This window comes from Actinocorallia sp. A-T 12471, from assembly GCF_033875155.1.
Classification (GTDB): Bacteria; Actinomycetota; Actinomycetes; order Streptosporangiales; family Streptosporangiaceae; genus Actinocorallia.
The window spans coordinates 287,767-308,023 of sequence record NZ_JAWZTE010000005.1 but is presented as its reverse complement, the minus strand read 5'-3'; the positions used below and the strand labels follow the sequence as shown (position 1 = coordinate 308,023).

The window sequence follows — 20,257 nt, the reverse complement described above, 5'->3', positions numbered from 1 at the left end:
GCGGCCCGGCCGGATTCTGATCCGGCCGGGCCGTCCGCTGTCCGGTGCCGGTCAGGGACCGACCGTCCCGCCGGGCACCGACGTCTTGGACTCCGGAGGGGCGATGGGCTTGCCGCTCGGATCGGTGTACGCCTCGACGCCCCCGCTGAGCAGCGTGATGTTGCCCGCCAGCCAGCGCCCGCCGACCTTCTTCATGCTGATCGCCAGGGTCGCCCCGGTGTTGGACTGGATCGAGGCCGAGGTCGTCACCTTCGTGTCGATGACGACCACCACGTTGGCGGCGGAGTCCTTGATCCGCCCCGGATAGACGCCCTGGATCGTCGCCAGGGAGCTCACCTTGTTGGCGGTGAAATATGTGGTCAGGGTCTCGGCGGTCGGTCTGATCGCGTCGCCCGCCTCCTTGGTGAGCAGCGCGTACTTGGCCTGGAACGACTCGTCCATGTGCGCGTGGTCCCAGTTGAAGAACGTGCTGGCGACCTTGCCCGAGGTCTCCTCGAGCGCACGCCGGTCCTCCTCGGCCGCCGTCAGCGTCCCGTTCTGCTGCCACTGCAGAACGGACACCGCGGCGAGCGCGACGACGAGGACCGCGGTCGCCGCGCGCCCGACACTCGGCATCGCCGGAAGGGTGACGGTCAGCCTCCGCCTCGTCGGCGCGGCGGGCGCGTCCTCCTCCGCCTTGTCCGGCTCCTCCGGCTCTTCCGGCTCTTCCGCCGTCTCCGGCTCCTTCGGCTCCTTCGGCTTCGCCGACTCCGCTAGCTCCTCCGGCTTCGCTGCCTTCTCCGGCCCTTCCGGCTCTTCCGACTTCTTCGGCTCCTCCGGTTTCTCCAGCTTCTCCGGCTTCGCTGTGCCGCCCTGCGGGGTCCATCGCAGGGCGGGCTTCAGCGCGAGGCCGGTGAGCTCGGGACGGAAGCGCCGGGCGCGGCGGGGCACCACGGCGACGCCGCGCACCGGTGCCGGGAGGTCCGCGGCGGAGGCGGGCTCGGAGTCGTGGTCGGTCATCTTCTTCTCCTTCTCGCTCGTCCGGCGAGGTTCAGCGCGTTCAGGGCGACCCTGAGCAGCACGAGCCCGGCCAGCACGGGCGGCAGCCAGAGGTACCAGCCGGGCCCGCCGTCGGTTTTGTTCGCGCTGTTGCGCACCGCGACGGAGTCCGGTCCGCCCGGGGAGTCCCCGCCGCCCGGACGCGGCGTCGCGGTCACCGGCGGCGTCGCGTTCGCCGGCCGGTCGGGGGAAGGCTGCTGCACGGCCGGGAGCGCGATCCCGGGACATGTGGGGATTCTCGGGATGACCGGCAGCGAGAGCAGCTCGCGGTACTCGGTCGCCGCCTTGACCGGCCCCGTCGTGATGATGAACTTCAGATTGAGGTTCGGGTCGCCGTTGACGTAGGTGGTCACCCCGTTGAGCGCCGCCACGAGCTGCGGCGCCCACTGCAGGCCGGTCGACAGGTCGGCGACGTTCTCGCGGGTGAGCAGGGTCGGCAGTCCGGTGCCGAGCGCGCTCAGCGTGCACTTCATCGCGGCCTTGGAGTCGTCGAGCAGCTTGGTGAGCCGGGCGAGGACGTCGGGGCTGTCCTCGAGCAGGCGGACGAGGTCGCCCTTGGTGTCCGCCAGCGCCGAGGTCAGCGCCGCGGTACCGGACAATCCGTCGGCCAGGGAGTTCCGGTGGTCGGCGAGGACCTTGGTGAGACCGCCGAGGTTCGTGATGAGCCCGTCGATGACCTGCGTGTCGTCGGCGAAGGCGCCGGCCAGCCTGCTGACCGCGCTGATGCCGTTGCCGAGCGAGTCGGCCCTGCCGTCGAGTCCGGCGGCGAGCTCGCGGGTGACGGTGCGCAGATCGTCGGGGTTCAGACCGGACACCGCCCGGTTGACCACGGAGAACAGGTCACCGTAGGTCTGCGAGACGCTCGTCCTGGCGAGCGGGATCGTCTCGCCCGGCTTCATCGGCGCTGCCTCGGCCTGGCCGGGACCCGGTTCCAGGTCGACGTAGGGCTCGCCGATCGCCGACTTCAGTCCCGCCGCCGCCGTGACGCCCGACGGGATGCGCCGGCCCTTGTCGATCTCGAGCTCGGCGACGACCATCCGGTCGGCCGACCTGACCGACCTGACCTTGCCGACGGCGACGCCGAGATAGGTGACGTCGAAGTTGGGCTGGAGCCCCGGTGAGCTGGCGAACTCGGCGCTGATCCGGTACGGCTGGGCGAACGCGTCGAGCCTGAGCACGCTCTTCAGCGCCCACACCGAAAGGACGACGGCCAGCAGCGTGAAGGCGGCGAGGTTGACGGTGATCCGGCGGTTCATCCGACGGGCCTCAGCATCTCGACAAGTTCGGGAAGGGTGGGTCCCGTAGGTTCCTTGGCCCCGGACGGCTCGTCGATCTTCAGCACCGGATAGATCAGGAGCTGTCCGTTGTACACCGAACGCGGCATCCGGTAGACGAACTCCTGCGCGCTGGCGATCAGCGTGCCGAGCCTCGTCTTGTCGCTCGCCAGGGTCTTGAGCATCGGCCCGAGCTGGGTGATCATGTCGTGCATCTGGTCGGTGTGCTTCAGCAGCACTGTGTCGTTCACCGTCTTCGCGAGGTCGGACAGGCTCCGCAGCGCCGTGAGGATTCTGTCCCGGTCGTCGGCGAGCCGCGCCGTCGCCTTGGCGAGCCGGTCGGGGAGCCGGTCGAGCGGGCCCTTCTCCTTGGCGATGGACCTGCCGAGCGCGGCGAGGTCGTCGACGGCGTCGGCGAGTTCGCCGCGATGGTCGGCGAACAGCTGGGTGAAGACCGCGGCGTCGCGGATCATGCGGTTCATCTGCTCTCCGCGTCCGCCGAGCCCCTCGCTGGCCGCCTTCGCGATCCCCGGCACGTCACCTGCCGCGAGCGCGCTGACCAGCGGACCCGCGTGGCCGACGATCTCCTCGAGCCCCGGGGTCACGCTGGTGTCGGCGATCCGGTCGTGGTCGGCGAGGAACGGGCCCTGCGAGAGGTCGCCCCCTGCGGGGGGCGTCAACCTGACGTAGTTCTCGCCGAGCAGGGACGTCACGGAGATCTCGGCCCTGGTCCCCACCGGCACGTTGACCCCCTCCTTCAGCGACATCTCCACCCGCGCCCGGTAGTCCGCGCCCGATCCGACGAGCTCGACCTTGACCACCGACCCGACGGTGACGTCGGCGATCTTCACGCTGTGGCCGACGACGAGGTTCTGCGCGTCGGTGAAGTCCGCGCTCAGGGTGAGCGGTCCCTTCGTGGCGTGCAGCGTCTGGATCGAGCAGCCGGTAAGGGCGAGGACGGCGAGCAGGACCGGCCCCAGGAGCAGCTTCACTCTCACGTCGGCTCCTAGATGCAGTTGGAGTAGGGGGGCGGCAGCGGGCACGGGACCTGGGAGTTGGGACGTGGCTCGCGCAGGATCGCGGTGACGTAGGCGCGCAGGAAGTTGTCGAGGGAGACGCGGCTGACGACGGCGCGCTGCTTCTCGTCGTAGCCGTTGACGAACTGGTAGCTCAGGCCGGGCATCGCCTCGAGGAACTTGCCGAGGCTCTCGGCGTTGCCCTGCAGGGTCAGCGCGATCTGGCCGAGGCTCACGATGTCGCGGGGCAGCGTGCCCTGGTACATCTTGATCAGGACGCCGCCCTTCTCGGCGAGGTCGGCGGCGCTCTCGATGAGGGTCTTGATGTCCGCCCGCTCCTCCTGCAGCGCCCGCGACGTCTTGCCGAAGTCGTCTACCAGCGAGCCGAGTACCTTCTCGCGGCCGCGCACCACCGAGGCGAGCCGGTTCAGGTCGTCGGCGACCTTCAGCAGCCGCTCGTCCTGTCCGGCGAAGGCGTCGGCGAGCCTCGCCGTCTGCTCAAGCGCCTGGTTGATCCCTGCCCCGTTGCCCGACAGCATCCGTCCCGACTTGTCGAGCAGGGCGTCGGTCTTGGTCGGGTCGAAGCTGCCGAGCAGGGTGGAGAACGACCGGAGTGCGTCGTTCACCTCGACGGGGACGCTCGTCCGCTCCTTCGGGATGACCGCCCCGTCGGAAAGCCTGGCGTCACCGGGCTTCCAGGCGGGGGTGAAGGTGAGGGTGCGTTCGCCGATCAGGCTCAGCGGGACGATGGCCGCCGTCACCGAGGCCGGCAGCGGGACACCGTCGTCGATCGTCGCGACGACCTTGACCCGGTCGCCGTCCGGGACGACGTCCTCGACCCTGCCGATGTTCACGCCCATGACCTGGACCCGCGAGCCCGGATAGAACGAGACAGCCTTGGTGAAGTAGGCGGTGACCCGGTAACCCTGCCCGCCCGGCAGGACGGAGCATGCGGTGAGCGCTGCGGCGAGCGCGGCGGTCACGGCGGTGGCAAGGACGGCCTTGGCGTGGCGGATCACTGGACCTCTCCCGTCGGGACCAACGGGAAGTTGGGCGGATTGAAGTTGGGCTGCGGCCCGAACAGACCGGGCTGCAGCGGGCCGAATCCCACAAAGCCCCCCTCGGTCCACCGGCCGTCGTGGTTGCCGGCGAGACCGAGCCCGAAGAAGGCGGGCCCGAACCACGCGAACGTGACGTTCAGCGAGGCGAGGTTGTCGCCGGTCAGCGCCTCGGTCGTGAGGTGGAGTCCGTCGAGGACCTTCTGGAGCTGGGCCTGCCTGGTGTCGAGCAGTTCGCTCAGGTTCTTCACGACGGTGCTGCCGTCGCCCAGCGCCGCGGCGAGCCGCTCCTTGCGTCTGGCCAGCTCGGCGAGAAGGGTCCTGCCGTACTCGAGGAGCTGGCCGAGCTGCTGGTCCTTGGCGCTGAGCGTGCCGGTCAGCTTCTCGCCGTTGGCGATGATCGCGGCGATCTTCGGGAAGTCGTCGTTCAGGGTCTTGCCGACCTTGCCCAGGTCGGCGAGCAGATCCTGGAGCTCCCGCCGGGACGGCAGCTCCACCCGGGACGCCTCGGCCAGCAGCCGGTCGATCGCCTTGGTGTCGAGCCCGCCCGCCAGCCCCGTCGCGGAGTCCAGCGTCTTGTTGAGGGTGTAGGGGATGCTCGTGCGCTCCAGCGGAATCCGCCGCCGCGCTTCGGGAAGCGACTCGAGATACGGTTCGGCGACCGGCCCGGAGAGCTTGACGTACTGGCCGCCGAGCAGGTTCGCGAGCCTGATGTCGGCGCGGGTCCGCGGCCCGAGCTCGATGCCCCCGTCGACCTTCCATTCCACGATGACGTGGCCGTGGGCGAAGTCCGGCCTGATGGCGGTGACCCGGCCGACCTGGACCCCGGCGAGCTGGACCTGGCTGCCGGTCTGGAGCCCGCCGGAGGAGGCGAAGACCCCGCTGACGGTGTACCCGCGCGTCCCGAGCCCGAGCGCGCCGAAGGCGTAGACGGAGATCAGCAGGACGGCGACCAGCGGCACGGTGACCAGGGCGAGCGCCTTGGGGTCGCGGTCGCGCAGCGACCTGGCTCTGCGCCGCCGGCTCAGGGCCTTCATGGCTTCCTCACCTCGCTGCCGAGCAGCATCAGCTTCATCATCGACACGAAGGTCTGCTGCTGTGCGGAGGTCAGCTCGGCCGGTTTCGCGGCCCCGCCCCCGCTCCCGGCGGCCGGCGGGGGCGGCAGGTTCCACGGGAACGGACAGGTGTCGGTGTAGACGATGTTGATGCACAGCGCGTTGGCCCGCACGAAGTGGCCGCCGTTCAGGATCGACAGCATGGCCTGGAGCGCGGTCGGCATGCCCTTGATCAGCTTCTCGATCACGCCGATGTGCTGGTGCGTGATCTCCATGAGGTCGGCCGAACTGTCGAGGAGCGCGGCGAGGTCGGCGCTCGACGGGCCGATCACCTTGTTCAGCCGGGCCATGAGATCGCTCAGCTGGACGATGCCGTCGTCGACCACGTCGCTGTTCGTGGCGAAGGCCGCGGTGAGCGTCGTGATGTTGTCGATGGTCGCGCCGATCTGCCGGTCGCGGGCGGCCAGCGCGTCGGTGATCGTCTTGTAGTCCGCGACCATCTGCTGGATCGTCCCGGTCTGGGTTCCCATGACCTTGAGCAGGCTCGCCAGGTTCGCCGTGATCTGGCCGACGTCGTCGCCGTTGCCGTCGAGGGCGACGGCGAACGCCTGGAGGATCTTGTTGACGTCGGCGGGGTCGATGCCGCCGATCAGCGGGCCGAGATCGTTGATGAGCGCGCCGAGGTCGACCGCGGAACGGGTCCGCGTCATCGTCTGCCCGGCCGTCAGTGACCTGGGGCTCGTCCCCGGTTCGAGCATGACCTCGCGCTCGCCGATCAGGTCGCGCCAGCGGACGACCGCGGCCGAGTCGTCGGGCAACTTGACCGCGCGCCGCACGGTCATGGTGACGACGGCGGCCCCCTTGTCGACCTTGACGCCCGCGACACGTCCGACGGGCGTCCCCGCGACCTTGACCAGGTCTCCCTGACGCAGCCCGTTGACGTTGTCGAACCTGGCGTGCAGCCGGTAGTGGGACCCGAGGTCCGTCCCGACGATCCGGAAGGCCATGAAGAGCGCCAGGGCGGCGGTGACGACCGCGAAGAGGGAGAACCTCCAGGCCGCGCTCCGGTCTGGTCCCGGCCTGCGGCGGCCGCCTGCGGTCCGGGCGCTCATCTCCCGCCTCCGTTCGGCTTCTTCGGGCTCGGCTTCTTCTGGCTCGGCTTCTTCGGGTCCGGCTTGTCGGGGATCGCCGGGACGATCGGGCCGCACACGCCGGGCAGGGTGTCGCACAGCACGTTCGACGGGTCGATGTGCACCGTGACCCGGGAGAGCAGCGTGTTGTGGGGTCCCGGCACCCGGACGATGCCGGTCAGCTGGGTGAGGACCGCGATGCCGCCGTTGATCAGGTCGGGGAGATAGCGGCGGTACCGGTAGAGCGCGTCGAACGGCGGGACGACGGCGTCGAGGATGTTCCCGATCGCCTTCGGGTGCGCGGAGAGGATCTCGTCGAGGATCTGGGTGGACTCGGTCAGCCCGGTCAGCAGGGCGTCGATCTCGTCCGGCCGGTCGCCGATCACCGGGGCGAGCGCGTCGAGGCTGCGGACGGTGGTCGCGACGTCGTCGCGGTGGGCGGCGAGGGTGCCGGTGAGGGCGGTCCCGTCGGTGAGGAGCCCTTCGATCGACCGCTTCCGGCGGACCATGAGGCCGAGCAGGGCCGAGGAGTCGTCCACGAGGCCGGCGAGTTCGGTGCCGCGTCCGTCGAGGCCCTTTCCCAGCGTCGAGAGTATGGTCGCCAGATCGTCGGGGCCGATGGCCTGGAGCAGGCGCTTGGCCGGTTCGGCGGCGTCGGTGAGGTCCTCGGGATCCCTGGTCTGGCGCACCGTGGCCCCGTCGGCAAGGTACGGGCCGGTGGACTCGCCCGGGCCGGGCCGCAGGTCGATGTACTTCGGACCGAAGATCGACAGCGGCATGATCGCGGCCACCGAGTCTGTCGGGGCCTTCACCCCGGGGTCGAGCCGGATCGTGACGAGGGCACGGCCCTGCGGCGTCAGCTCGACCGAGGCGACGCCGCCGACCGTGACGCCCCGGATCTTGACCGTGGAGTGCTGGTCGAGGCCCTCGCCCGCCCTGCCGAAGCTCGCCTTGAGGTAGGCCGCGCCGGGATGGGTCTGCCGGGTCGCGAGGAGCGCGGTGAGGAGGCTGCAGGCGATGACCGCCGCGCCGATCGAGCCGTAGCGCCTGCGTGAGCGGGGCGTGAGGTCGTTGGTTCTCATCCGGTGAGGTTCACCGTCCCGCCGTGGCCCCAGAAGATGTAGGACAGCAGAAGGTTGACGATGATGATCGTGACCATCGACTCGCGGATGGCGAGGCCGGTCGCCACCCCGACGCCGACCGGGCCGCCGACCGCGTTGAAGCCCCGGTAGCAGTGCACGATGATGATGATCACCGCGAAGACGGCGACCTTGACCACGCTGTAGAACACGTCGATGGGCGGCAGGTAGAGCCGGAAGTAGTAGTCGTAGATCCCCGGCGAGACGCTGAAGAAGTTCACCGAGATCAGCCGGGTCGCGGCGAAGCTCGCGAACAGCGCGAGCAGGTAGAGCGGGAGCAGCGCGGCGAGGGTGGCCGCCACCCGCGTGCACACGAGGAAGGCGAGCGAGTTGATGCCCATGACCTCGAGGGCGTCGATCTCCTCGGAGATCCGCATCGCGCCGAGCTCGGCGGTGAAGGACGCGCCGAGCTGGAAGACAAGCGCGATGCCGGCGATGATCGGGGTGACCTCGCGGACGTTGGCGTAGCTGGCGATGATCCCGGCGAGCGACTCGACGCCCAGGCGCTGGAGGCCGGGGATGGCCTGGAGCCCGACGGTCGTGCCGGTGAAGAAGGACATGAAGAAGACAACCAGCACCATGCCGAGCCCGAGGACAGTCGCGCCCGCGCCGGAGATGATGTCGCTCATCTGCCGCAGCACCGTCCTGAAGTAGCGGCCGCGGCCGATGTCGACCACAAGGTGGTACAGGACCATCCCGGTGAACGTGCAGAAGTCCACGACGCCGGACGGCCACCGGGGGCGCATGCCGCGCAGCATGCCGGAGAGCCGGTGCGGGAGGAGAACTGTCATCAGATCCTCGGGGGGAAGAGGGCGAAGGCCAGCGTCGAGATGACGTAGTTGGCGGCGAACACCAGCAGCGCGGCGATCACCGCCGCCTGGTTCACCGCCCGCCCGACGCCGCTCGGGCCGTAGCCGCAGGTCATGCCCTTCCAGCACGAGACCGAAGCCGCGATGAAGCCGAAGACCCAGGCTTTGAACAGCGTGATGACCAGGTCGGAGAGCTGGAGGAGCGAGGTCGCGCCGTCGAAGTACGAACCCGGCGTGACGCCGCCCTGCACGACGTTGAAGAAGAAGCCGCCGGCGATACCGGACAGGATGATCAGCGAGCAGAGCATCACGCCGACCGTGCTCGCCGCCCAGAGCCGGGGCGGGACGAGCCGGTGGACGGCGTTGATGCCCATGACCTCCATGGCGTCGAGCTCGTCGCGGATGCGCCTTGAGCCGATGTCGGAGGTGATCGCCGAGCCGCCCGCCCCCGAGATGAGCAGCGCGGCGGCCACCGGGGCGACCTGGGTGACCAGGGCCTGGACCACCGTCGCGCCGGTCCCGGACTGCGCGCCGATCTGCTGGACGATCTGGCCGACCTGCAGGGCGATGGTGCCGCCGAGCGGAAGGGCGATCAGCATGACCGGCAGCATGGTGATCCGCGCGAGGAACCAGCACTGTTCGACGTACTCCGCCCACCAGTTCCGCACGGCGGGGGTCTTGCGCAGACCTTCGCCCGCGATGGCGATCAGCAGCCCGGTCTGGGTCAGCGAGCGCGAAATCACGCCGGCCATCCTGATTCCTCCCTCCTCGGCGGTCCCAAGAGTATGACGTGACCGTCAGCAACATTCAAGAAACTTCTGAACCAACAAGACGCGAGCAACGCCTGGGCAGCACTGAGGGCATGGTGGGGGCGGGGGTGGTGGGGTTATGTATGACGTGAGAGTCAGTCAAAATCGGGGATTCGGTCGGCCGCTAGCTGCTCTCGAAGACCATGGGGAGCGCGTCGAGGCCGTTGACGAAGGCCGACTCCGTGCGGCGGGGCTCCCCCGCGAGACGCAGCCCGGAGAACCTGGTGAGCACCTCGGTGAGGACGACCTGCATCTCCATCCTGGCCAGCGGAGCGCCAAGGCAGTAGTGGCCGCCGTGCCCGAACGACAGATGCGGGTTCGGGTTCCTCGTCACGTCGAACCGGTCGGCGGTGGGGCCGAACACCGTCTCGTCGCGGTTGGCGGACAGGTACATCATCAGCACGTAGTCGCCCTCGCGGATGGTCGTCCCGTCGAGCTTCACCTCCTCGGTCGCGGTGCGCGCGAAGCTGGAGAACGGCGACACCCAGCGCAACATCTCCTCCACCCCGGTGGGGATCAGCTGCGGGTCGGCGCGCAGCAGCGCCGCCTGGTCGGGGTGCTCGGCGAGGGCGCGCAGCCCTCCGGCGATGAGGTTCCGCGTCGTCTCGTTCCCCGCCACGAGGAGCGAGATGCAGAAGCCGACGATCTCGAAGTCGCTGAGCGCCTTCCCGTCCGCCTCGGCGTGGACGAGGTCGACGATCAGGTCGTCCCCGCCCTCGGCCCTGCGCCGGTCGAGCAGGTCCTGGAAGTACACCGCGATGTCCATGGCGGCGATGAGGTTCTCGTCGCTGGGATCGACGGCGGCGCGCATCGCCACGTCGCTCCACTCGCGCAGCCGCCGCATCCCCTCGGGTTCGGCCGGGACGCCGAGGAGCTCGGTGATGAGGGCCAGCGGCAGCGGGACCGCGAGCTGCTCGACCACGTCGAACGGCTCGTCCGGCGCGATCGCGTCGAGCAGCGCGACGGTCAGCTGACGGATGCGCTCGTGCAGCTGGCTGACGCGCCTGCGGTGGAACTGGGGGAGCACGATCCGCCGGTAGTGCACGTGGTCGGGCGGGTCCATGTAGAGGATCGACTGGCCCTCCGAGATCTCCCGCTGCCGGTCCCCCAGCAGCACCCCCTTGCGCGAGCAGAACCTCGCCTGGTCGCGCGACGCCTCCATGACGTGCGCGTGCCGGGTCAGCACCCACATCTGGGCGGGCTCCGACCAGTAGACGGGGGTCTCCGCGCGCAGGCGCGCCAGCTCCGCGTGCGGATCGCGGTAGAAGGCCGCGTCACTGACATCGATCACTGCGCGACCTTCTCGCGCGGCTCACTCACCGTGGCGACCGGGGGCCGGGTGCGGCTCCACATGATCCAGGTGAGCACGAGCGCCGGCACATAGATGAGGATCGCGGAGCCGCCGAGGGTGTCGGCGTTCGCCAGGAGCGCGACGATCACCATGTGCACCCAGGTTCCGTGCCAGGTCAACAGCGAGATGGCCCTGGGGTGGCGCAGCAGACCTCCGGGCACCGGGACGTCGGGGTCGTCCCGCTTGAGCCAGAACAGCAGGACGAGAAGCGAACCCGTGACGATGGTGTAGCCGGTCTGGCTGGCGAAGGGCAGCCCGAACCAGAAGCCCGGCCCGTCGTAGGTGAACACCCGTCCCAGGTACGTGCCGCCCAGCCGCGACATCGGGTCGATCAGCCAGACCGGCCACACCGCGAGCACGACGGCCAGCACGTACTCCTGCCCGGTCGCGCCTGGCATCCGGGTCCGCCAGGGTCCGGAGAGGATCAGCCGGGCGCTGGCGAAGGCGAAGTAGACCGAGAAGAAGTAGCTGAGCGGCACGAACAGCGGCACGTCGAAGAACCACAGCTCGTCGCCGCGGAACTCCTCGTTGAAGGAGTAGGAGGTGTAGGGCAGGCCCCAGTGGACCGAGGTGTTCTCCGCCGTGCCGCCGACAAGGAAGGCGACGACGCTGAACAGGAGGGTCTTGCGGAGGCCGAGGTCCCGGAGCGCGGCCCAGCCGAACACGGCGGCGAGTACCAGGACGTACCACCGCTCGGTGATGGTTCCCCACAGCTCGGTCATGCGTTGGCCACCGCCTTCTTCACCGCGATCAACAGGTCATCGGTCGTGACGCCGAGGATCTCGTCGGCCTGCTGCACGTCGTCGGCCTCGAAGACCGCGGCGATCCGCGCGCGCAGGTCGTCCGCGTCGGCGCTGTGCGCGCCGACGAGCGCGGCGGCGGTCCGGTCGATCACGTCGGCGGGACCGACGTGCATGTCCCCGGCCAGCATCGCCGCCACGACGACGCCGTCGGCGTCAAGGGCGACGCCGGCCCGGCAGAGCTTGCGGCCCTTGTGGTTGCCGAACCCGGTGCGGCTGCCCTCGGGGGCGGCGGCGGTGAACCGGCTCGAGGAGACCCGGAAGATGAGGTCGTCCGAGGCGAACCAGTCGATGTACCCCTGCATCCCCGACAGCTCGGCCTCGCTCATCGGCTGGTCGTACAGCTCGGCCCCCGACTCGGTCAGCACCTCTCGCAGCGCGTTGACGAGGTCCTCGTAGGTGACCGGATGCCCCGCGATGTCCGCGGCGGTGACCACGTACTCGCGCATGTCCTTGATGACCTTGTCGCGGAACTTCTCGTCGGGGATCCGCGCGACCTTCAGGTAGAGCTCGACGTCGGGACGGGTCAGGTTGATGAACCCGCCGATCATCGTGCAGGTGCCGGCGTCCTGGGCGATGAGCGCGCCGAGCTTGCGGTCGCGCCAGCGCAGGTCGCTCGATCCCTCGTAACGGACTTCGCCGAGGCCGATCCGCCGCAGGACCTCGGCGAACAGCGGCTGGTACCGGGAGAGTTCGGCGTCGAGGTCGCCGTGCTTGTCCTTGTCCAGGTTGAAGGCCCACATCGCGGTGCAGCCCTCCTGGTAGAAGGCGGTGCCTCCGCCGAAGATCGGCCGCCGCACCACCGAGACGCCGAGGGCCCGGCACGCCTCGACGTCGAGAGTCGCGTCGATGTCGTCGAACCAGCCGACGTTCACATGGGTCTCGCCCCACACACTGGTCAGCACGATCGGGTCGCCGCCCTTGGAGATCGCCTCTCCCAGGACGGGCCCGCGGGCCATCGTCTGATGCGCTGTCATCGCGCCCACGTCCACGAACCGCCATCGGTCGATTTCGCTCATGGCGCGCACTCTATGACATGAACGTCAGCGAAACTAGACCATCTTTACGCCACTCGACCGCCCCAGCGCGCCTAGACCGGCATCGGCCTTGACATACCAACATCCCGAGCGATTCATTAGATGACGCTCGCGTCATACTCAGGTCCGCCTCTCCTCGGAGTCGTCATGTCGCCACTGCCCGAAGGTGTCTCCCCACTGCTGATCAACGGCGAGGTCCGGCACACCGATGCCGCGTTCCCGTCCGTCAACCCCGCCACCGAGCAGGTCGTCGGCTGGGCCTCGGACGCCTCGGCCGCCGACATGGACCAGGCGATCGCGGCGGCGCGGACCGCCTTCGACACGACGGGATGGGCGACCGACCACGCCTTGCGCGTCCGCTGCGTACGCCAGCTGCACGCGGCGCTCCAGCGGCACCGCGAGGAGCTCCGCGAGCTGACGATCGACGAGGTCGGCGCGCCCCGCTCGCTCACCCGGATGGCCCAGCTCGACATGCCCATAGACGATCTGGCGTGGGTCGCCGACCATGCCGAGAACTACGCCTGGGACCGCGACATGGGCGAGTCCACGTCCATGGGCATCCGCAGCTTCCGCCGGATCCACCGGGAGCCGATCGGCGTCGTCGGCGCGATCACCCCGTGGAACTTCCCCCACCAGTTGAACCTCGCGAAGATCGGCGCCGGGCTCGCCGCGGGCAACACCGTGGTCCTCAAGCCCGCGCCCGACAGCCCCCTGTGCGCGACGGCGCTCATCGGGCTCATCACCGACGAGACCGACCTGCCGCCCGGGGTCGTCAACATCGTCACCGGCACCGACCACGAACTCGGCGCGATCCTCAGCAGGGACCCCCGGGTCGACATGGTCTCCTTCACCGGGTCCACCGCCACCGGGCGGTCCGTCATGCGGGAGGCGAGCGACTCGCTCAAGCGGGTCTTCCTCGAGCTGGGAGGCAAGTCGGCCTGCATAGTCCTCGACGACATCGGCGAGGGCCTGCCGCTCGCCTGCATGTACACCGCCGTCGCCGTGCTCACCCACGCCGGGCAGGGCTGCGCCCTGACGACCCGGCTGATCGTCCCCCGCGACCGGTATCAGGAGGCGGTCGCCCTGGTCGCCGAGACGATGGCGGCCAACCCGCCGGGCGACCCGCACGACCGGCGCACGTTCTGCGGGCCGATCATCTCCGAGCGGCAGCGCGACAGGGTCGAGGGCTACCTGCGGCTCGCGCTCACCGAGGGCGGCGACTTCGCCACCGGCGGCGGACGGCCCGACCGCGACAAGGGCTTCTGGATCGAGCCGACCGTCATCACCGGCCTGTCCAACGAGGCGAGGACGGCGCGCGAGGAGATCTTCGGCCCCGTCCTCGTGGTGATCCCGCACGACGGCGACGACGACGCGGTCCGGATCGCCAACGACTCCCCCTACGGGCTGTCGGGCGCGGTCCACGGCGGCGACGTGCCGCGCGCCAGGGCCGTCGCCGCACGGCTGCGCACCGGGACGGTCAGCGTCAACGGGGGCATCTGGTTCGGCCCCGACATGCCCTTCGGCGGCTACAAGTCGTCCGGTCTCGGCCGGGAGATGGGGACGCTCGGGTTCGAGGAGTACCTGGAGACCAAGTCGGTCGGCGAGGCACTCTGACCGCGCCGACCGCGCCCGGCCGAGGGAGGCGGGCCCGCCGCGCCGCCGGACGCCGCCGGCGTCAGCGGGCCCGCCAGACCGGTGCTCGCTTCTCGGCGAAGGCACGCGGTCCCTCCTGGGCGTCCTCGCTGGCGTAGACGCCGGAGACCTCCGCGTCGCTGAGGTCCCACAGCGTGTCCTCGCCCGCCGGCGCGCCCTCCCTCGCCCCGTAGGCGATGCGCTTGGTCGCCTGCACGGCGAGGGGCGCGTTGGCGGAGATCACCCGGGCGATCTCCATGGCCTTGGCGAGCGCCGTGCCGTCCGGGACGACGTGGTTGACCAGGCCCCAGGCCGCCGCGTCCGAGGCCGTCAGGGGGGCGCCGGTCATCAGCAGCTCCATCGCGATCTTCGGCGGCAGGGCGCGGGTGATGCGGAACGCGCCACCCGCCGCGGCCACGAGTCCCCGCTTGACCTCGGGAAGACCGAAGACCGCGCTCTCGACGGCGACGACGAGGTCGCAGGCGAGCGCCAGCTCCATCCCGCCGCCCAGCGCCGTCCCGTTGACCGCGGCGATCGTCGGTTTGCTCGTGAAGTGGCGGACGAATCCGGCGAAGGACCACTGCTCCATGCCCTCGGGGACCAGGCGCTCACCGCGCGCGATGGCCTTGAGGTCGGCCCCGGAGCTGAAGGACGCCTCGCCGGCCCCGGTCAGCACGACGCACCTGACCTCGCTGTCGTGTTCTGCCTCTTCGAGCGCGGTGCCGATCAGCGCGCAGACGTCGGCGTCGACCGCGTTGCGCACCCGCGGCCGGTTGATGGTGAGCACCAGGACATGCTCGTCCCGGTCCACGAGGACCTTGGATTCCACGCCTTCCTCCACGCCTCGACCGTCACGGAATATCGGTAAGAAGATTACCATCCATCATTTATTTGAAGTAAGAGTCAGATTACCGATCTTCTTGGCCTCCCGGGGAGCCGCCGTGCGGGCGACGGCGTCGGCCATCCTTTTGTCTTTGCGCTGATAGGCTTGCCTGCCAAGGAGGTGCCCCCATGGAGAACGAGGTGCCCGGGGAGAGCACCGGCGACGGTCCGCGCCGCGGCCAGTTCCGTCCGCCGCGGCTCGCCGAGGTCGTCGCGTCGGTGCTGCGGGAGCGCATCATCGACGGCGAGATCCCCAACGGCGGCCTCCTGCCCAAGCAGGACGACCTGCTCGAGGAGTTCCGGATCAGCAGGCCGTCGCTCCGCGAGGCGCTGCGCATCCTGGAGAACGAGGGCCTCCTCACGGTCCGCCGCGGCAACGTCGGCGGCTCCGTCGTCGAGGTCCCCACCGCCGACACCTCGGCCTACCTGCTCGGCATCGTCCTGCAGTCACGGCGCGGCACCGTCGCCGACCTCGCCGTGGCCATCAAGCACATCGTGCCGATCACCGCCTCGCTCTGCGCCGAGCGCGCGGACCGGGAGACCGCCGTGCTGCCCGCGCTCAGGGCGAACCTCGAACAGGCCGAGGCCGCGCTGGACGACGGGGTGGCCTTCACCCGGATCTCCCGCGCCTTCCACGAGTCGGTCGTGGCGTCCTGCGGCAACGAGACGATGATCCTCACCCTCGGCGCGCTGATGAGCCTCTGGTCGGAGCAGGAGCGCCAGTGGGCCCAGCGGGCACGGGTCGAGGACACCTACCCGAACGAGGAGGCCCGCGCGGGCATCCTCACCGCCCACCGGGCCCTGGTCAAGGCGATCACCGAGGGGGACGCCGACCGGGCCGCCCACGTCGCCCGCAGCCATCTGGAGCACGCGCGGAACTACGCGGTGAAGGAGGCGGGCATGACCGTCGTCCGCGCCACCTCGCTCCGCAGCGGGCTGCACCAGGTCGGCGGCTGAGCCCCCGGGCGGCCCGCGCTCAGCCTCCGATCGTCACGGGACCGTCCATCAGCTCGACCATGACCCCGTCCGGGTCGACGACAGTCGCGACGATCCCGCCCGACGGCGTGGGCATGACGCGCGGCGTGCCGCCGAGGCCGAGCGCCGCGAGCCGGTCGAGCGTGGCGCGGACCGGGACCTGGAAGGAGACGAGAAAGGCCCCCCGGTGCGGCAGGCCCCGCGCCGGTTCCTCCCCCGCGACGGCGTCAGTCCCCAGGTCGAGGAGTTCGAGCACGCCACGGTCGGGATCGCTCTCGTCGCCGAGGAAGATCGTGCGCGGCCGGTCGGTGACCGTGCCGAGCAGCGGTTCGAGATCGACGGGCAGGACCACGTCGAACAGCACGGTGAGCCCGATCCCCTCGACGTAGAACCGCAGCGACTCCGCGACGTCGGCCGGGCAGAGCCCGACGTGGTGGACCTGGATCACCCGGCCACCTCGATCAGCAGATCTCCCGTCGGCGTCGGCCGCGCGCGGTCGCCGGGCGCGAGGATCACCGTCGTGAACGTGCCGCCGATCGCGGCAGGACCGTCAATGACGAACCCTGACATAAGGGACTCCATGGCATAGACGGGCACACGGTCGTGCCACCGCTCCCCCGCCCAGATGCGGCGGTGCCCCACGGGCCCGACGACGCCGGATTCCGGCAGTTCGGGGTCGGCGGGCCGGTCCACCTCGCCGACGGCGGTGAGCCTTATCCCCCGCAGCAGGGGTTCCTGGGCGCGCGCCTCGATCAGCCTCGCCTCGGCGTTGCGCCGGTGGAACTCCGCGACGGCCGCCTCGACTTCGCACGGGTCGGCGACGGGGATCGAGGTGTCGAAGGTCTGACCGGGATAGACGAGGAGCAGCGACCATTCCAGCCTGACGCGCTCGTCGGGGACGTTGGCGATCCGCAGTTCCGCGCGGGCCGAGCCCTCGAGGTCGGCGGCCAGCTCCGCGAGATGCCCACGGTCGGCCTGCGCGGTCGGGCTGAGGTAGCCGCGCGAGCCGTCGATGACGTGGTCGGCGGCGAGGAGCCCGAGCGCGGAGAAGCCCGCTGCGGCGCGCGGGATGAGGACCCGTTTCATCCCCAGCGCGCGGGCCTGGGTGGCGGCGTGGACGCCGCCCATGCCGCCGAACGCCACGAGGTCGAAGCGGCGCGGGTCGGCGCCGGCCAGGGAGAGCACGCGGCGGATGGCGTCGGTCATGTGCGCGTCGACGAGGCGGACGGCGGCGGTCGCGACCTGCTCGGCGTCAAGGCCCACGCGGCCGCCCAGGTCGGCGAGCGCGGCGCGGGCCCCGGCGACGTCGAGTTCCATCCGGCCGCCGTGGAAACCGGCGGGGTCGAGGCGGCCGAGCACGAGGTCGGCGTCGGTGATGGTCGGCTCGAGGCCGCCGCGCCCGTAGCAGACGGGACCCGGCGTGCTCTGCGCGGACTGCGGCCCGACGTGCAGGACCCCCTGCTCCTGCCAGATGATCGAGCCACCGCCCGCGCCGACCGAGGGGATGTCGACCATCGGGATGCCGACGCAGTAGCGCTGGAACCAGTTCCAGTCCATCTTGACGTCGGGCCGGCCGTCGCGGATGAGGCACAGGTCGTAGCTTGTGCCGCCCATGTCGACGCTGACCACGTCGCCGAGCCCGGCGGCCGCCGCGTGCCGGGCGGCGGCGCTGACCCCGCCGGTCGGTCCCGAGCCGAGCGTGGCCACGGCCCGCCGCGCCGCGGCGTCGGCGGTCGCGACGCCCCCCGCCGAGGTCGCGACGAGCAGTTCGTGCGCGTAGCCGTTGTCGGCGAGCCGCTCGGTCAGCCGGCGCAGGTAGCGGGCGATCGGGGGGCCCACATAGGCGTTCACCAAGGTGGTGGACGTCCGCTCGAACTCCGGCGGTTTGGGATGCACCTCGTGCGACAGCGAGACCATCTCGACGTCGGGGTACTCCGCAAGGATCAGCTCGCGGGCGCGGCGCTCGTGCCGCGGGTTGAGATAGGAGTGCAGGAAGGCGACAGCGATCGAGGTCACGCCGAAGGCACGGAGCCTGGCGACGGCCTTGCGGACCCCCTCCTCGTCAAGCGGGGTGTCGATCTCGCCCTCGGCGGTCATCCGCTCGTCTATCTCCAGCCTGACCCGACGCCGGGCGATCGGCTCGGGAGCCGGAAGGGTCGGATCCCAGATGTCCTCCTTGTAGCAGCGCCGGAACTCGATCTCGTCGCGGAAGCCACGGGTGACCAGCAGCCCGGTCGGCGCGCCGGTCATCTGGATCATCGTGTTGTCGCCCGTCGTCGTGCCGTGGACGATCGTCAGGGTGCCGGTGAGCAGGTCGCGCAGGCTCATGTCCTCGGCGGCCGCCAGCTGTTCGAGGCCCGCCATGACGCCGTCGCTCTGATCGAGCGGGGTCGTCGGGGCCTTCTCGAGCAGAAGGCTGCCGTCGGGACGCTTCAGGACACAGTCGGTGAACGTGCCGCCGACGTCGATGCCGATCCGGTAGGTGGTCACCTGCGGGCCTTCCGTTCCTGCTCGGTCGCCTCGAGGTCGAGGGCGAGGGTCATCTCCGCCAGCGAGCCGGTGATGACGACGCCGTAGTCGCGCCGGGCCCCCTCGACGGACACGTATTCGTCCCAGACGTCGTCGAGCACGGCCTGCGGGTCCCGCAGCAGCGGATCACCCCAGCCGCCCCCGCCGCCGAACCGGTAGTCGAGCCGCTCGCCGGTCTGCAGCAACACCCCGGAGACCGCCGGGGAGACCTCGACGGTCCCGACCGTGCACCGGTCGGGCGTGCCGTCGTGGCCGCCCGCGATGCCCGGATGGGTGTGCCGCTGGTTGACGATGTACTGGTTGACGCGCGTGGGGGTGCGCACCTCCTTGACGAAGTGGGAGCCGCATCCGCCGCGCCAGCGGCCTGGTCCGCCGGAGTCGGTGAGGTAGTTGCGGCCGCGCAGGATGTGCGGGAACAGCTGCTCGTTGATCTCGGCGCTCGCCTTGATCAGGTTGCCGTTCGACGCGCTCAGCGCGCCCCAGCCGTCGGTGCCCTTGGCGGCGCTCACCCAGCCCGCGCTGACCTCGCCGCCGTGGTCGAAGAAGGCGACGCCCGTCCTGGGGTCGGCGTCCCCCCACATCTGGCGGGGGCTGCCGAACTTGTAGCTCTGCGGGCAGCACCGGTCGGGGATGATCTGGCTCATCGCGAGCGCGATCGCGTCGCCGACCTCGACCCCCGGATGGTGGGTTCCGCTGGAGACCGGTTTGCCCTCGGGCGGGTTGAGGCAGCAGCCCGGCGGGACGCGCAGGTCGATGCAGTGGAAGAACCCCTCGTTCTTGGGGATCGAGGGATCGACGAGGCTGGCCAGCTGCGCGATCACGTTGCCCCGGGTGTTGCCGAAGGTCGACCACGCGGTGATGTGCGGCCGGGTGTCGGACCCCTCGAAGTCGATGATCAGCCTGTCGCCCTCGACGGTGATCGCCACGTGCACGTGGATGTCGGTGTTGCCGGCCGGGTCGGAGTCGACGTAGACGTCGGCCTCGTACACGCCGTCCGGCCATGCCGCGATCTCGGCGGAGAAGCGCCGGGTCGCGTCGCCGATCGACCACTCCACCGCCGCGCGGACGGTGCCCGCGCCGTAGTCCTCGATGATCTCGGTCAGCCGCCGCGCGCCGAGCTGGGCCGCGCCGACCTGCGACCGGAGGTCGCCGATGAAGCCGGGCAGCCGGTTGTTGGCGCGCATCATCAGCACGACGTCCTTGCGCTCGACGCCACGGTCCACGAGTTTCAGCACCGGATAGCGGACGCCCTCGCTCCAGATGTCCTTGGCGAACACGTTGTAGCCGCCGGCCATCGCGCCGCCGGTGTCCCCGTGGTGGCACTGGATCGAGGCGAACAGCACGAGCGTCCCCTCGGCGTCGAAGACCGGGGCGAACACGTTGACGTCGGGCAGGTGCCCGCCCCCGTGGTATGGGTCGTTGGCGATGAGGACGTCGCCGGGGTGCAGGTCGCCGGCGAAGAAGTCGGCGGCGAACCTGACGGGCAGGGTCGAGGACAGCATGAACTGCGGGATGCCCACCGACAGGGCGGCCAGCCTGCCCGTGGCGTCGAGGATCGTCGCGTTCCGCTCGTTCGACTGGTTGAGGATCGGCGTGGTCGCCGTGCGGGACACGTAGGTGGCCATCTCGAAGCAGATGGTCTCCATCGCGGAGCGGATCACCGTGGCGGTGACCACGTCAACCGGGCTGCTGACCTGGACGGTCATGTGCGGGCCTCCGGGTA

18 protein-coding genes are annotated in these 20,257 nt (G+C 70.4%); 2 read left to right on the top strand and 16 right to left on the bottom strand.

Annotated elements, in window-relative coordinates; genetic code table 11:
- Positions 1–51 precede the first annotated feature (51 nt).
- From R9X44_RS16965 to R9X44_RS16910, 12 genes are all read right to left on the bottom strand, one after another.
- Complete coding sequence (locus R9X44_RS16965; RefSeq protein ID WP_319815141.1) at positions 52–999, bottom strand: hypothetical protein; 948 nt, start codon at positions 997–999, stop codon at positions 52–54.
- On the bottom strand, positions 996–2,294 hold the full coding sequence (locus R9X44_RS16960; protein WP_319815140.1) for an MCE family protein: 1,299 nt from the start codon (positions 2,292–2,294) through the stop codon (positions 996–998). The genes R9X44_RS16965 and R9X44_RS16960 overlap by 4 nt, the downstream gene beginning before the upstream one ends.
- Positions 2,291–3,310, bottom strand: coding sequence for an MCE family protein (locus R9X44_RS16955; protein ID WP_319815139.1), 1,020 nt, complete (start codon positions 3,308–3,310; stop codon positions 2,291–2,293). The genes R9X44_RS16960 and R9X44_RS16955 overlap by 4 nt, the downstream gene beginning before the upstream one ends.
- An 8-nt stretch (positions 3,311–3,318) precedes the next feature.
- Entirely contained in the window at positions 3,319–4,347 is a 1,029-nt protein-coding gene (locus R9X44_RS16950; RefSeq protein WP_319815138.1) for an MCE family protein, read from the bottom strand.
- Entirely contained in the window at positions 4,344–5,423 is a 1,080-nt protein-coding gene (locus R9X44_RS16945) for an MlaD family protein (protein WP_319815137.1), read from the bottom strand. The genes R9X44_RS16950 and R9X44_RS16945 overlap by 4 nt, the downstream gene beginning before the upstream one ends.
- Positions 5,420–6,553, bottom strand: a complete 1,134-nt coding sequence (locus R9X44_RS16940) for an MCE family protein (protein ID WP_319815136.1) — start codon at positions 6,551–6,553, stop codon at positions 5,420–5,422. Before R9X44_RS16940 ends, R9X44_RS16945 begins: the two co-directional genes overlap by 4 nt.
- Positions 6,550–7,653, bottom strand: a complete 1,104-nt coding sequence (locus tag R9X44_RS16935) for an MCE family protein (RefSeq protein ID WP_319815135.1) — start codon at positions 7,651–7,653, stop codon at positions 6,550–6,552. The genes R9X44_RS16940 and R9X44_RS16935 overlap by 4 nt, the downstream gene beginning before the upstream one ends.
- A complete protein-coding gene (locus tag R9X44_RS16930) occupies positions 7,650–8,501 on the bottom strand; it encodes an ABC transporter permease (protein ID WP_319815134.1) in 852 nt (283 codons plus the stop codon). Before R9X44_RS16930 ends, R9X44_RS16935 begins: the two co-directional genes overlap by 4 nt.
- A complete protein-coding gene (locus R9X44_RS16925; protein WP_319815133.1) occupies positions 8,501–9,271 on the bottom strand; it encodes an ABC transporter permease in 771 nt (256 codons plus the stop codon). Before R9X44_RS16925 ends, R9X44_RS16930 begins: the two co-directional genes overlap by 1 nt.
- 181 nt (positions 9,272–9,452) lie before the next feature.
- Positions 9,453–10,619, bottom strand: coding sequence for a cytochrome P450 (locus tag R9X44_RS16920; protein WP_319815132.1), 1,167 nt, complete (start codon positions 10,617–10,619; stop codon positions 9,453–9,455).
- Positions 10,616–11,401 (bottom strand): carotenoid biosynthesis protein, encoded by a 786-nt coding sequence (locus tag R9X44_RS16915; RefSeq protein WP_319815131.1) that lies wholly within the window; start codon positions 11,399–11,401, stop codon positions 10,616–10,618. Before R9X44_RS16915 ends, R9X44_RS16920 begins: the two co-directional genes overlap by 4 nt.
- Positions 11,398–12,498, bottom strand: coding sequence for a lipoyl protein ligase domain-containing protein (locus R9X44_RS16910; RefSeq protein WP_319815130.1), 1,101 nt, complete (start codon positions 12,496–12,498; stop codon positions 11,398–11,400). The genes R9X44_RS16915 and R9X44_RS16910 overlap by 4 nt, the downstream gene beginning before the upstream one ends.
- Positions 12,499–12,663: 165 nt before the next feature.
- Between R9X44_RS16910 and R9X44_RS16905 the strand changes: the two genes are divergently transcribed.
- Complete coding sequence (locus R9X44_RS16905) at positions 12,664–14,130, top strand: aldehyde dehydrogenase (protein ID WP_319815129.1); 1,467 nt, start codon at positions 12,664–12,666, stop codon at positions 14,128–14,130.
- Positions 14,131–14,191: 61 nt separating this feature from the next.
- Here R9X44_RS16905 and R9X44_RS16900 read toward each other — a convergent pair whose 3' ends face one another.
- On the bottom strand, positions 14,192–14,977 hold the full coding sequence (locus R9X44_RS16900; RefSeq protein WP_319815128.1) for a crotonase/enoyl-CoA hydratase family protein: 786 nt from the start codon (positions 14,975–14,977) through the stop codon (positions 14,192–14,194).
- 182 nt (positions 14,978–15,159) lie between these two features.
- Between R9X44_RS16900 and R9X44_RS16895 the strand changes: the two genes are divergently transcribed.
- Complete coding sequence (locus R9X44_RS16895; protein WP_319815127.1) at positions 15,160–15,987, top strand: FadR/GntR family transcriptional regulator; 828 nt, start codon at positions 15,160–15,162, stop codon at positions 15,985–15,987.
- 19 nt (positions 15,988–16,006) lie between these two features.
- Here the strand turns inward: R9X44_RS16895 and R9X44_RS16890 are convergent, their stop codons facing one another.
- From R9X44_RS16890 to R9X44_RS16880, 3 genes are read right to left on the bottom strand one after another with little or no spacing between them, the layout of a single operon-like run.
- Positions 16,007–16,453, bottom strand: coding sequence for a VOC family protein (locus tag R9X44_RS16890; RefSeq protein WP_319815126.1), 447 nt, complete (start codon positions 16,451–16,453; stop codon positions 16,007–16,009).
- The gene (locus tag R9X44_RS16885) at positions 16,450–18,495 is read right to left on the bottom strand and encodes a hydantoinase/oxoprolinase family protein (RefSeq protein WP_319815125.1); all 2,046 of its coding nucleotides are present in this window, start codon (positions 18,493–18,495) and stop codon (positions 16,450–16,452) included. Before R9X44_RS16885 ends, R9X44_RS16890 begins: the two co-directional genes overlap by 4 nt.
- A complete protein-coding gene (locus R9X44_RS16880) occupies positions 18,492–20,240 on the bottom strand; it encodes a hydantoinase B/oxoprolinase family protein (protein WP_319815124.1) in 1,749 nt (582 codons plus the stop codon). The genes R9X44_RS16885 and R9X44_RS16880 overlap by 4 nt, the downstream gene beginning before the upstream one ends.
- Positions 20,241–20,257 lie beyond the last annotated feature (17 nt).